The sequence below is a fragment of the Roseivirga sp. genome (genome assembly GCF_034669765.1).
Classification (GTDB): Bacteria; Bacteroidota; Bacteroidia; order Cytophagales; family Cyclobacteriaceae; genus Roseivirga.
Genome location: NZ_JAXMOQ010000001.1, coordinates 240,448 through 254,988 on the forward strand (window position 1 = coordinate 240,448; position 14,541 = coordinate 254,988).

Annotated in this window: 8 protein-coding genes; 4 read left to right on the plus strand and 4 right to left on the minus strand. The window is 38.9% G+C overall.

What is annotated here, in order from left to right; all coding sequences use genetic code 11:
• The first annotated feature begins 8 nt into the window (after nt 1-8).
• Nucleotides 9-695 (plus strand): fatty acid desaturase, encoded by a 687-nt coding sequence (locus VOI17_RS01160; protein WP_323755398.1) that lies wholly within the window; start codon nt 9-11, stop codon nt 693-695.
• 93 nt (nt 696-788) lie between these two features.
• A complete protein-coding gene (locus VOI17_RS01165) occupies nt 789-2,075 on the plus strand; it encodes a hypothetical protein (RefSeq protein ID WP_323755399.1) in 1,287 nt (428 codons plus the stop codon).
• A gap of 46 nt (nt 2,076-2,121) precedes the next feature.
• Here the strand turns inward: VOI17_RS01165 and VOI17_RS01170 are convergent, their stop codons facing one another.
• The 3 genes from VOI17_RS01170 to VOI17_RS01180 all read right to left on the minus strand — a co-directional run bounded on the left by VOI17_RS01170 (nt 2,122) and on the right by VOI17_RS01180 (nt 6,809).
• Entirely contained in the window at nt 2,122-2,796 is a 675-nt protein-coding gene (locus VOI17_RS01170) for an ABC transporter ATP-binding protein (protein ID WP_323755400.1), read from the minus strand.
• Nucleotides 2,797-2,939: 143 nt separating this feature from the next.
• A complete protein-coding gene (locus VOI17_RS01175; RefSeq protein ID WP_323755401.1) occupies nt 2,940-5,345 on the minus strand; it encodes an ABC transporter permease in 2,406 nt (801 codons plus the stop codon).
• A 237-nt stretch (nt 5,346-5,582) separates the two neighbouring features.
• Nucleotides 5,583-6,809 carry a Pycsar system effector family protein gene (locus tag VOI17_RS01180; protein ID WP_323755402.1) on the minus strand — a complete coding sequence of 409 codons (1,227 nt, stop codon included), beginning with the start codon at nt 6,807-6,809 and terminating at the stop codon, nt 5,583-5,585.
• Between the two features lie 86 nt (nt 6,810-6,895).
• On the opposite strand from VOI17_RS01180, the gene VOI17_RS01185 reads away from it, so the two are divergent.
• Together VOI17_RS01185 and VOI17_RS01190 are read left to right on the plus strand one after the other, a co-directional pair.
• Nucleotides 6,896-7,732, plus strand: coding sequence for an SdiA-regulated domain-containing protein (locus VOI17_RS01185; protein ID WP_323755403.1), 837 nt, complete (start codon nt 6,896-6,898; stop codon nt 7,730-7,732).
• A 45-nt stretch (nt 7,733-7,777) separates the two neighbouring features.
• Nucleotides 7,778-11,461: a metallophosphoesterase gene (locus tag VOI17_RS01190; protein WP_323755404.1), complete on the plus strand. Its 3,684-nt coding sequence runs from the start codon at nt 7,778-7,780 to the stop codon at nt 11,459-11,461.
• 20 nt (nt 11,462-11,481) lie between these two features.
• Here VOI17_RS01190 and VOI17_RS01195 read toward each other — a convergent pair whose 3' ends face one another.
• Nucleotides 11,482-14,505, minus strand: a complete 3,024-nt coding sequence (locus tag VOI17_RS01195) for a PAS domain S-box protein (RefSeq protein WP_323755405.1) — start codon at nt 14,503-14,505, stop codon at nt 11,482-11,484.
• Nucleotides 14,506-14,541 lie beyond the last annotated feature (36 nt).

Here is a 14,541-nt window from a genome sequence, read left to right on the forward strand (position 1 = left end):
TTTGTAGTATGAATAGCATCAAAAATCATTTGGGGGTGATTATCGCGCTAATCATTATTATGACTTGGGGAGTATGCCTTGCCATTGGCCTGAATTTCAATGTCAACTTTTCTTCTCCGTTCACTTATCTGCTCATCTTGTTTCAAATGCACTTATATACGGGCCTTTTCATTACCGCCCATGACGGAATGCATGGTACGATTTCTAAGAATAAGCAGACGAATAAACTAATAGGCACCATCAGTGCTTTGCTTTTTAGCTTCAATTTCTATTATAAGCTCAACCCGAAACACCATGAACACCATAGGTTTGTAGCAACAGATAAAGATCCTGATTATCACCATGGAAGCTTTTTTCCTTGGTATTTAAGTTTTTTGAAACAGTATATTACTTGGCAGCAAATTGTGCTAATGGCCATTAGCTTTAATATTCTTAAACTCTTTTTTCCGGTGGAAAACCTGATACTCTTCTGGATGTTGCCTGCTATACTCTCTACTTTCCAGCTTTTCTATTTTGGCACCTACCTACCACACAGAGGCATTCATGCGCCAGATAATAAGCACTTTTCACGAAGTCAAAAGAAGAACCACCTTTGGGCTTTTTTAAGCTGTTATTTCTTTGGCTACCATTATGAGCATCATGATTCTCCAGGTACACCTTGGTGGCAATTATATAAGGTCAAGGGAAAGGTTTAAGCAACAAGCTACATTCATTAGATGTAAAAACTATAATGATGAAAGTAGACATTGAAAATTTAGCATATCTTGAGTCCATAACTTAACCCGACTATGGAAGCAAATCCATTCCCCTTGATCTTAGAATTTGATCAAGTCGACCTGACTGATCTCAAGGTAGCCGATGTCAAAAGTCTCTTACCAGCCACTTCATTTGATTCTGTAAAGCAAAAACTAAAAAACGGAGATATTAAGATATTTGTGAATCAGGATATACCTCTTGAAAATTTTGAAGAGAGTTCTTCCATTTTGGAAAGAGCAGTATATGTATCATTAAATACAATTCCCGTAATCTTACTTTTAACAATTTTTGCTAGTGCTTTAATTATAAGCCCATGGAACTTACTTGCTTTGCTTTGCTTCCCAATAGCTCTTTTAGCTACACCTTTCACCTATAATTACAGACATTTAGTTTATAGCATACTCTTTGCCGCCTTAGTTTATTCTGTAATTATTGAATCAAATTTAAATCTAGGGCTAAACATCGTTACTCTTCTATTCACCTTAATTTGGTTTCATTATCGTGATCAGAAAAAAATAGATGTCATTTATAGAGCAGCTTTAGAAAACGAACAGACTTTCCTAAACAGCTTCCTAAGTAACAAAGTTATAATAGCCAATAATGACAGAATTTTCAACTCCATTGATGTAGCACAGGAGGTTCTAAAAAAACACCTCTTGGAGCAACCAAAAGAACTTTCACTTGATGACAAACTATTTTTTTGTAAACAATGTACAAACCGATCATTTGATAAGTATCAAGGGGTTGTTTGCGGCTTAACTCGAAAAAAGCCCACATTTATTGCTGACTGCCCTGAATATAGTCTGAACAAGGACTATGGATTGAAAGAAGCCCAAAAATATCATAGGCGAGAAAATTTAAACAGTAAAGCCTTATTTTCAACAAGGCTTTCATTCATACTTATTGATATAATAATTCTTGGAACAACCCTCTCTGCATTGAGCGTCATATTCAAAAATGAACCACTAATATTCCTTAATTCTGGAACGGTTTACCTCTTGTTGGAATCCTTTGAAGAAGCGCCATATTTTCAATACTTTATGTTTCCGGTGTTATTACTCATTTTTGGTTTTCTTGCTAAACTAAAGCTCAAACAAGCGCTACTAATCACAACGATTATAGTAAGTATTGATACTGTTATGTTAATATTCTATAAACAGTTTTTCTATGAGCCACACATCCGAATCGCGTTAGTAATGGTGATTGGAAATGGGTACCTTAATATTGAAAATGCCAAAACGTATTCAAAAAATCTGGCAGGCTCAAATGCCTTTTTAAGGTTCTATTTTAAAGAAGTAAACGATGAATCTGAGAAATAAAAAAAGCTACACTTAGGTAGCTTTCAATTTCAAAGAGGGTTTAAACTTAATGCGTGTCATCAGTCTCAATGGCACCATCTACAATATTGATTGTACGCTTGCCATAAGACGCGTTTTCTTTTGAGTGTGTAACCTGCACAATCGTCATTCCTTCACTATTTAGTTTTTGGAAAAGCTTCATAATTTCTTCGGCTTGGTCCGAATGAAGGTTACCAGTTGGTTCATCAGCCAAAAGCAATTTAGGCTGACCAATTAACGCACGGGCTACGCCTACTAATTGCTGCTGTCCACCCGAAAGTTGCTCAGGGAAAAGATCTTTTTTGGCTACCATTTGGAAACGGTCTAGCATTTCTGCCACCAAACTTTTTCTTTCAGAAGACTTAACCCCTTTATATAAAAGTGGGGTTTCAATGTTTTCGTAAACCGTTAGCTCATCAATCAAATGATAAGCCTGAAATACGAATCCGATATGATGTTTATGCAATTCGGAACGCTTTCTTTCTTTCATTTTATGGATAGGCTCATCCAAAAAATAATATTCACCTTGAGAAGGCTCGTCAAGCATTCCGATAATGTTCATTACCGTGGATTTTCCAGCACCACTGGGCCCCATAATGGTAACAAACTCGCCTTGCTTAATCTCTAGATCGATACCCTTGAGTATGAAGGTTCTCTGGTATTTTGAATCGATGAATTTATCGACATCATTTAGTTTAATCATTGTGGTTGATTTAGATTCTGACCTTTCTGCATTTACCAATTAACATGCCAAGGCCTAATTTATTCATACTAAGTAGTTAAGCAAAGCAAACGCCTTTAAATATGTTCGGTAACGATCATATGCGTTCGATTTTGACACTGAAATCAGTCAATTCTTAATGCTTTTACTGGGTTTGATCTGGCCGCATTAAAGGTTTTATAACTAATTGTGCCCAGTGCGATCACCAAGGCTCCCAAACCTGCCAATATAAAAGTAAAAGCACCTAGGTCTACTTTGAAAGCAAAATTTTGGAGCCACCAATCCGACAGAAAATAGGCGGCAGGTGCGGCAATCAAAAAGGCAACTATAATCAAGATCATAAAATCCTTGGAAAGTAGCAGAAGCACTTGGGCTACCGAAGCTCCTAGCACCTTTCTCACTCCAATTTCTTTAATGCGCTGTTCTGTAGCAAAAGAGGCCAAACCAAATAACCCAAGGCAGGCAATGATAACGGTCAGTATGGCGAAGAAAATAACAACCTGACTAAGTTGTTCTTCCGACTGATAAAGTTGATTCAGGTCGTCTTCTAAGAATGAATACTGAAAGGGTTGCTGAGGGGCAAACTGTTCCCAGGTGGCGCGGGCGGATTCAACCGATTCTACTACTCTATCGGGGTTTACTTTGACGTATATATATAAGTTAGACCCGAAAAGTGGCCCATACATAGTTGACTCCGTTTTGCGCTGCAGGGGTTCAAAGTTGACATCTGCTACTAGCCCAATCACTTTTTTGTTCACCCAATTCTGACCTTGATTGATTTGTATGATTTGACCGAGAGGATTCTCTAGAATATTGAGCTCTCTGGCGGCTTGCTCGTTTAACAAAATATTTTGAGTAGAATCACTCGGTATCGATCTGTCGAAGTCACGCCCTTTCAGGATTTCGATACCAAAAGTACTCATGTAATCGAAATCTGTACTAATACCTGCAAGGTTCAAACTACCCTCATCGTCTATTACAGTTTCAGATTTTATGAAGATAATAGGCCTTAGTCCTCCCGGCTTACTCATAGAAGAAGTCACAGCCTCGATGGAAGGATTTTTCATCAATTCATTCTTGAAAGCATTGAGTTGAGGTGTTACGGCATTCCGCGTATTCGAAATGACGAGCATATTCTTCTTCTGAAAACCTAGCGACTTGTTCTTCATATAAGTCAGTTGGTTGTAAACTGTATAAGTGCCTATCATAAGCATGATAGAAATGGCAAACTGAAAAATGACCAAGCCCTTTCTTAAAATACCTGAGCTGTTCATGCCGGGTGTGAGCTTGCCCTTAAGCACTACAACGGGCTTAAAGGATGAAAGAAAAAGAGCAGGATAAATTCCAGAGCCAAAGCCAATAAGGACTACCACGATTAATAGCACCCCAATAATTCTGGGCTGAAAGAGCATATCAATGATTAGTGCTTTGCCAGTAAAATCTGCCATTAAGTTAATAGTAGCACCAATTACCGCGATGGACAGCAGGGCAGAAATAACTACTAATACTACTGACTCTCCCATAAACTGGGCAATCAACTGTTTTTTATAAGCGCCCAATACTTTCCTAACCCCAACTTCCTTTGCCCGTTTTGCTGACCGTGCAGTAGCCAAATTCATATAATTGATAGCGGCTATCAAAAGGATAAAAATGGCAATGGCAGAAAATACATACACCACCTCCATACTACCGTTGGGTTGCATTTCATTTCTTAAATTGGATTTAAGGTGAATATCCGTCATGGCAATCAATGATGGATTAACCCGAATACTATTGCTTTCTTCAACATACTTGGCCTTTAATTCAAGCATTTTCTGATAGACCAACTCTGCTGACTTTGGTGAATTCAGTTTTACGTAAGTAAAGGCTCCACCACCATTCCAGCTATTGAGGTTTGAAGGATTATTGGGATTGCGGAGCGTTTCTAATGAGAGCAACAACTCAAAGTTCATGTGGGAATTGGCAGGTACGTCAGCCATGATTCCACTGACTAAATAACGTGCATCCTGATTTCCCTTTAGGGTTAATATTTCTCCTACAGCATTCTTTTTTCCGAAAAATCGTAAGGCAGCCTTTTCTGTAAGTACTGCCATTAAGGGTTCATCAAGTACTTCCCTGCGATCTCCAAAAGTCAGTTTAAAGTCAAAAAACTCGAAAAAGGTAGAATCGGCATAAAAAGCATTTTCGGTTTGGTAGAGCTCATTGTTTACTTCAAAAATCCGCTGTTGTCCATTGCCTGTTAACCTTGTAAAGGCGGTAACTTCAGGCACTTCAGTAACTAAAGAAGGGCCAATGCCACTCGGGCCATTTGGGTATTTATATTCTCCACTGCTTAACTGCAGGGCGTTATCAACCCGATAAATCAAATCAGCATCTTTATGAAATCGATCGTAGCTGAGTTCGTATTGTACAACCAAAAAAATAAAGAGAAAACAGGTAATGCCTAGGGTTAATCCAAAAATATTGATACCCGAATAACCAGGGTTTTTCAGAATACTTCTAAAGGCTATTTTTAAGTAATTTTTTATCATTCTAATGACTTTAATAGTACGGAGCAATGCGCTAGAAGACCTTTGCGAACTAAATTACACATTGATAAATTACGTTAATTACCGAACTCATATATGCCGCTCAAAAAATAATTACTGATAGACAAGCACTTAAGTCAATCACCTTTCAATAAGCAGGCATAAAAAGTACGATCGTTTTAACCTGGTAAAATGGATCACAGAAATTCCAGAAGCATCAAACTGTCAATTAAAGGACTTTTAAAAGGTATAGAAGCTTGGCGTGTCTTGAGGTGGAAAGAAGAGCATAGCACACAAAAAGGCCAAAATAGAAAGTACAAAACCAATCATAAAGGTGGTATAAGCAATTCGCAACAGCTTATATTTCTTACCAAGTACAACTCCTAAAAAATAAATGTCCTTGGTAAGGCTCCCATAAAGGTACTCGCTGTCTTTCATCATTTCGCGCATACCCCATTGGTAGCGGTCTAGTTTCATTTTATGAAAATTCCCAAAGAAAAGCAGGTTGGTTTTTTTGTTCAACACATCTTCATCGGTAAACACACCCGAAGAAACATTAGGCCTAGTGGCCAAAATGGCTAAAACTATGGTAAACAAACAAACCACTACGAGCATCATGGTTGGGATGACCAAGTTTGGGTATTCATAAAGCTTTCTGACCAAAACGGAAACCACCACCGAAAGAATAATGGTGTTTACGGAAATCATAATGTTGGCTTTGTTATCGGCCATGGCACTTAACTCTAAATGGTTTTTAGAAGTGGTTCGAAACATGGTTTCAATTCCTCGATCCGGCTTTTGTGCTGCTTTACTCTCTAGTTTTTCAATCTTTCCCTCAAGCTTTTTGATATAATTGTCATTTTTATTCTGCCCTTTGCTCTTCTTTTTTATCGACTTGAGGTTTTGCTTTTTAATCGGCTCCAAATATTGCTGACCATAATTAGTAAAATATTTGTGGTCTTTAAAGAAGTTGAAATTCATGGAGTTCCATTCTTCCATTTTTATCTCATGCCCTTTGATTTTTTCGATCTCCGAATGCATCTTCTCAGCCGTCACACTGTAATCGGTACAAGCGAGGTGATGCAAATCTGCATCGCACAAAACCTCTTCCAATAAATTTTTTGGCGCCTGAGGCATTTGGGTAGCCATAATACAGCTTTCCACCTTTATAATTTTCTCTTCAGGGTAACCTTCTTTTAGTAAAAATTCACGCGCCAATTCGGCACTCGCCTTTTCATGCTTAACACAACCAAAACGATAGCCCAAATCATGAAACCAAGCGGCAATGGTTACAATTTCAAGATCTTGAACAGACAGCCCACTTTCTTCACCAATCATTTGTGCGGCCTTCACTACTCTGCTTGTGTGGTATAGGTCGTGATAAACAAAGTCAGAAGAAATCTCATTTTCGAGGATTTCCTTCGCATACAAGACTACTTTTTCTATTATCGACTTCTGATCAATCATTGCTTAAATATAATCTGCTCATTTCACATAACATAAAAGTATTGCTCGGGGTGAATTATAAATTCTTTATTTTTGTTCGAGTGAGCATGAAACGAACGCCCTTTCTATTCATTGTTGTGTGCCTGTTCACTTTACCCTATTCGGTTTGGGCTCAAGACAAAGCCAGCTTTCCCTATAACCTCGAATCACCTTCCGAAAGCTATCGACTTCCCTCAATATTAGAGGAAATATCTGCACTCAGTTACTATGGCCCTAGTCAGTTGGCAACACTCAATGATGAACAGGGTAGGGTTTATATCTATGACCTTAATGAAAAGGAGATTGTTCAACGCATTCGGTTTGAAGGCAATGGCGATTTTGAAGGCTTAGAATTAGTTGGTAAAAACATGTATGCCATTAAAAGCAATGGAAAGCTATATAAGTTCAATATTGATATTGAAGGTGTTGTAGAGTCCATTGACACCCCTTTCAACTCTGAAAATGATGTTGAAGGTCTGGGTTATGACAAAAACAGCAATAATTTACTGATCGCCCTAAAGGGAAAAGGGGATATTGATCATGTCAAAGTAAAAGGCAAAGCAGTGTATGGCTATAACTTGACCACCGAAAAGTTCTCCAAAACCCCACTCTTCATCTTACAAGACAAAGACCTCGAACGCGTGCTAGGCTCTAACAGCTCAAAATTTCGGCCATCAGCCATTGCTGTTCACCCCATCAGTGGGGAAATCTATATGATTGCCTCAGTAGGTTCTGCTTTAGTTGTTTTTAACAATGACGGCAGCCCTAAAAACTTAAGTATTTTAAAAAGAAGCCTTTTCCCTCAACCAGAGGGCATTGCTTTTATGCCCAATGGCGACTTATTTATATCAAATGAAGGGGATGATGGTGGAATAATTCATCGTTTCAATATGAAACAAAATTAAGTACCCTGATTTGAATAACTTAATTTGAAGCAGTTTTACAGCTCTATGAAAAGCATTTTTATTGCCATTTTTAGCTTTTTTATATTCGGAACATCGGTATATGGTTTTCAGCAAAAGGAAGCGCCCATTTATTCTGTTTTTCTAATAGGCGATGCTGGCGAACCTGGCAAAAACCCAGTATTGGACTTACTGAAAACGGAGCTGGACAAAGTTGGTGATCGAGGAACTGTGCTCTTCCTTGGTGATAATATTTATCCGCAAGGAATGCCGCCAAAAGGACATAGACTGAGGGCCAATGCTGAAATTGCTATTGATGGACAAATCAATGCTGTAAAAGACTTTAAAGGAAAAAAGTTCTTTATTCCTGGCAATCATGATTGGGCGCAAGGAAGATCGAACGGTCTAGAATGGCTATCTATTCAAGAGAAATATGTGGAAGATAAGCTCGACAGCCAAGATGTTTGGATTCCCACCAGAGGTTGTCCTGGCCCTGTTGAAGTAGACCTCAATGAAAACATCACGTTGATCGTAATGGATACCCAATGGTTTTTGCACCGAGGAGATAAACCTAGAGAAGGCTCTGACTGTGGAGCTTCTACGATTGTTGATGTGATGGCCAATTTTCAGGATGCGCTAAAAAGAAATGCCCATAAAAAAGTGATCGTAGCTTCACATCACCCAATGTACACTTATGGAATTCACGGAGGGATTTTTAGTCTGAAGGATCACCTTTTCCCACTTACGGCATCAAGTAAAACAAAGAACCTGTATCTCCCTTTGCCAGTTATTGGTTCTATTTATCCCCTCTATAGAAAGTGGCTCGGCAATATTCAAGACACTGCCCACCCGGTCTACCGCCAATTTAGAGATGCGATGGTTTCCCTAATGAAAAACCACCCTGATATTGTTGATGTGGCTGGACATGAGCATGCCCTCCAGCATATTCAAAAGGAAGGAATGGACTTTGTTGTAAGCGGATCAGGTTCTAAAAACAATGCACATGTAAAGCAAAAAGGCGATGCGCTATTTGCCACCAACACCATGGGTTATGCCCGTCTAGATTACTATGCAGATGGAAAAACAGAATTAAAATTTATTACGCCAGAAGATGAAAAGTCTTCTGAGATTTATACCAAGATTCTTTCTGAGAAGCCATTTAAGCCAGCCCCAGAAGATTTGCTGAAAACGTTTGCCAACCTTTCTTTCGCAGGCAAGGACACTGTTTTTGCTGCAAGTGAACTTTACCATGAGCGTAGTAATTTCCATTTAAAAATGTTTGGTGAGAACTATCGCAATGAATGGGCAACAAAAGTAAAAGTCCCTGTTTTTGATATTGGTAGTGAAAAAGGTGGCTTAGAGATTCTGCAAAGAGGAGGCGGGCACCAAACCATTTCGCTTAGGTTAGAAGCGGAAAACGGAAAACAATATGTACTGCGGTCGATGGATAAAAACCCAGCGCTTACTTTGCCTCGAGAGTTTCGAAAGACTTTCATAAAGACGATTGTTCAAGATGGAATTTCGGCATCTCATCCTTACGCGCCTTTCATTATTCCACCTTTGGCCGATGCCGCTGGGATCTTCCACACCAACCCAAAAGTGGTTTACATTCCTAACGACCCAAGGTTTGGACTTCACATGCAAGATTTCGCAAATACGCTGGCGCTGTTTGAAGAAAGGCCAAATAAAGAAAATATAGAAGAGTCCTTTTTTGGAAGCGGAGATGACGTATTATCAAGTCCAGACTTGTATGAAAAACTAAGGAAAGATAATGACAACCATGTAGACCAAGTTTTTGTGGCTCGAAACCGCCTCTTTGATTTCTGGATAGGCGATTGGGATCGCCATGACGACCAATGGCGATGGGTTGAATACGATAAAAAAGATGACGAGAATTTATACAAACCGATCCCAAGAGATAGAGATGTAGCCTTTTTTGCCGGAGAGGGACTCTTTAAAAAAGTAGCCTCCTCAAAATGGGCTCAACCTGCGCTAAGGGGTTTTCATGATGAAATTGATTACTTGCCAAGCATGGGGTCTTATCGTATTCGCTATTTTGACCGCATTTTCATGACTGAGGTTTCAATGGAAAACTGGATAGCGCAAGCCCGTGAATTGAAAGCCGCACTAACCGATAAAATCATCGAATCGTCCATCAGGCAATGGCCTGATGAAATTTATGATTTGCACGGAGAAGAGATTATTCGAAAACTGAAAAACAGAAGAGATAATCTCGAGAATTACGCAAAGGATTATTACCTCTTGATTTCAAAAGAAGTAGATGTTTTGGCCAGTGACAAACAGGAACTTTTTAAAGTGGAAAGGCTGGATGATGAACACACAAAAGTGACGGTTCAAAAGATTTCCAAAAAAGGAAATTTGCAAACCATTTATGAACGTACTTTCAAAACTTCGGAAACAGACGAAATTCGCCTTTTCGGTTTTGATGGAAACGACAGATACGAAATTACGGGAGAAGTAAACAAAGGCATTAAAGTAAGAATTATTGCTGGTGACGATAATGATGTTATCGTTGACAACAGTAAAGTGAGAGGCCTTGGGAAAAAGACAATTATTTATGACACAAAGAGCGGAACTGATTTAGAAGTGAGCTCTGAAACCAGAAACTTAACTACCGATACAGACCCAAATATCAATGCCTACAATCGTCAGGAGTTTGATTTTAACCTTTTGGCTCCATTAGCATCGATAAACTACAACTCCGATGATGGCTTGTTCTTAGGAGGAGGCGTATATATAAAAACGGATGGCTTCAGAAAGACTCCTTACGCCACCAAACATAAGATTTTGGGCAGTTATGCCATCGGCACTTCTTCTTATCAATTCTCATATGACCTTGATATCATTGATGCTTTTGGGAAATTGGATTTCTCACTATCGGCTGAAGCCAAAGCACCCAATTTTGTAAACAACTTCTTTGGGATGGGTAATGAAACTCCCTACAATAAAGATATCGAGGAGCGGTATTACCGTACCAGGTTCGAAGAATATGCAGTAAAACCAACATTGACTTTAAACCTCGGAAAGAATACTTCTCTTAATTTTGGGCCAACGTTCAGAACGGTGGAAGTTGAGGAAAGTACTGATAGGTTCATCAGTGATTTTGCCAATACCGACCCGCTAGGCGTCAACGTTTTTGAACATAAAACTTATGCTGGCGGAACTGTTGGCCTTCACTTTAATGAAACTTCAGATCAGCTAATTCCTAAAAGCGGATTAAACTTCAATGCCGTTTTAGACTACAATGCTGGTATAAACAAACTTTCTGGCAATAGCGCCCATTTCAAAACCGATGCTTCTTTCAGATGGAGCTTCCACGAGCCTTCTAGAACTATATTTGCTACAAGGATGGGTTACGAAAAGAGCTTTGGAGATTTTGAGTTTTTCCAATCCTCTCAACTGGACGGTTTTAATACTTTAAGAGGTTATAGACGTTATCGCTTTTCGGGCGAAAGCAGCTTATATCACCAAGTAGAAATGCGAGTGAAACTGTTCGATTGGAGGTCATTCTATCTTCCTTCACAAGTAGGGATGATTTTATTTAATGACCTCGGCAGGGTTTGGGTAGATGGAGAGGAGTCTAATAAAATTCACCACGGTTATGGCGGTGGGTTTTATATTACACCATTCAACTTCGCAGCCATTAACATTCTGCTAGCGGTTTCTGAAGAAAGCGTACTTCCTTTGGTCAAATTTGGTTTCTATTTTTAGCTTTCGAAACTGTTCAACCACTATACATCAGGTAAATTAATGTAGAATGAGGTACCCTTACCAAGTAAGGTTTTATAAGTGACAGTGCCTCCATGAATCTCTACAAACTGCTTTACAATAATGAGCCCCAACCCTGTTCCTTCAATGTCGCCAACATTAGTCGCACGCGAAAAAGATTCAAAAAGCCCTTTTTGGTCTTTCTCTGGGATTCCAATTCCATAATCTTTTATTTCCACACACACGCCTACCTTCTTGTAGGTGACAATAATTTCTGGATCAGGTTTGTTCTCAGAGTATTTTAGCGCATTGCTAATTAGATTCGAGAGCGAGTGACTTATCAGCTGGCTATCCAATTCCACTTGCCTTTCTTCTCCTTCAATATTGATCTGGATACTTCTTGATTTATGCTGTACACTATTCTCTAAAACCACTTGTTTTATAATACCTGTCAAAGAAGTAATATCTTTTTTGATTATGGTTTTACCCACATCTAATCTGCCTAATGTAAAAACATCCTTAAGCAGGGAATTCATTCTTTCCAATTCGGTTCTAATTCGACCTACGTGCTTTTTAAATTTGACATTAGGGGTTGGGTCTGCATCCAAATACATATTGATCAGTTCATTACTAGACTGAATAGTCGTCAATGGCGTTCTAAACTCATGCGAAGCCATAGAAATAAAGCTTGACTTCAGTTTTCCTAGTTGCCTTTCTTTCTCCAAGGCCTTTATTCTCTCAGAAATATCACGGGTGGAAGATTGTAAGTATAAAAAATCATTGTTAGGGCTCTCTATCGAACTATATGACGACTCCACCCAAATCCATTCTTCATTTTGAGTTTGAATTCTATAGGTAACCTTAATATTCTTACTCCTATTTTGGGTTACTTGATTAATAATAGACTGAACAAATGGTTGCTCGTCTGGATGAATTAAATCAGAGTAAAAAGTATCTAACAAGGCTTCCTGTTCATAGCCCAGTAAAAATTTTGATGACGGAGAAATAAAGGAAATTCTACCTTCGAAATCCTGTAAAGCAATTACATCGCCAGAGTTCTCAGATACCAGTTTATATTGCTCTTCCTTTTCTTGAAGTTTTTGTTGGGTTAAGATTCTATCAGTAATATCTCTTTGATTAGTCCTTATATAAATTATCTGATCGTTATCATCAAGTATAACCCCTTCCTGGGCCTCCATCCATCGCCAATCTCCTTCCTTGTTTCTATACCGAAAGGTCATCTTATGGTCTTTTAGCTTTTCATCGACAGTTTTATCCAGCTCTTTTACTACTTCATCTAAGTCTTGTGGGTGAATAAATGAGGAAATTTTCTTTCCCAATACCTCATCGACTTCATAGCCCAGCATTTCCTTAATCGATGGTGACACAAAATCATAAACACCCTCCACGTCCATGAGTGTAACAATATCATGTGAGTTTTCGGTAATGAGTTTATATCTCTCTTGACTTTCCTTTAGTTTTTGAGCGGCAATAAACCGCTCTGTTACATCCCTTGTTGAGGTAAGTAAATACAAGGGGTCTCCTTCCCCATCTGTAATTAACCCACCTCTACTTTCTAGCCATACGTCATACCCTTTTTTATGCTTGGCTTTAAAGGTTACACTCGCCATTTTGGTCTCTTGATTAATTACGCTTAGCATAGCCTGAGACACCTGAATCAGCTCTTCCTTTTCTATAAACTCGTGTAACCTCAACTGCTCTAGCTCAGAAGCATCATATCCAATGATATCTCTGGAAGATGGACTTACAAAAATAAATGCTCCATCAGGAGTTTGTAGACAAATACAATCACTAGAGTTTTCAGAAATCAACTTATACTTGGCCTCACTTTCTCTCAGTTTCGACTGCGCTTGTTTTAAGGATGTAATGTTGGAAAGCGAGCCAACAATCCTTCTTGGCTGGCCCATTCCTTCACTGTATAAAATTTTTGCTTTTACAAAAAGCCAAAGAATTTCCCCATCCTTCCCCACCATTCTGGTTTCCAGTTCCAGTTCTTCATTCCTTGTTTCGAACTTATGATGAATAAGCTGAAGAAATTCGACCCTATCTTCTTCTTGAATGAATTTGGCTAGTAAATTTTTGTCAAGCGGATTCTTCTTAGGTTTTAAGCCCATGGCTTCCCAAAACTGAGGAGAAAGATAAGAGGTGGATTTTTTGAAATCATATTCCCAAATCACATCATTGGTTCCCTCCACTGCAAGTTGGTAGCGGTCATTGCTTTGCTTCAACTCCCTTTCAAGTGACTTTCTAACTGTGATATCCTGAAGAATGGTAATGTAACAAGGCTCATTTTGAAACTCCAAGGGCATTGTCGAAGCACTAACCCAATATGACGCTCCCTTATTGTTTTGGAGTAGAAGCTCATGGTTTTGTACTGATCCATTATTCGCCAAAGTTTCTAGATATGACTTTCTCCCCTCAAAGTTTTGATAGAACTGGACTGCTTTCTTTCCCAAAAATTCATCGGGCTTCATTCCATAAACTTCAAAAAGCATCTCGTTGGCAAAAATTGCCTTTCCCGTGTCTTGTGTTGAAATAAAAACAGGGTCTGGTAATGCTTCTACAATACTTCTGAGCCGCTGTTGACTAAGCTCCAAGTCTCTTCTGGACCTTCTGATATCGTCAATATCTGTGGTAATACCATCCAAACGAACGGGCTTCCCATTTTCATAGAACACTTTCACCCTGTCCCTGACATAGCGGTAGTTGTCTTCACCTCTCAGGGCCCTATAGGCATAATTACCACTGCCTATATTAAGAACACTCACTACTTCATCAAGAATACGTTCTTGATCCTCGGGATGAATTGTGTTTTGCCATTCCTCAATTGTGGCTGCTGCTTTTTTATAAACTCCTCCTGGTGTTCTAGTCAGCGGATCATTAAGGTAAATAATTTCATACGGCTCCATCGACATATTAATGCTCCAAACGACTTCAAAGAGATTCTTAACTACAGACTCATAATTGATACTTTTTTCACTTGTATCTTGTATTTCGTCTGTAGAATCCTCGAAAATGTTTTGCATAACAACTATGGCCTCTGTGAATTAATTTGTCTAAAT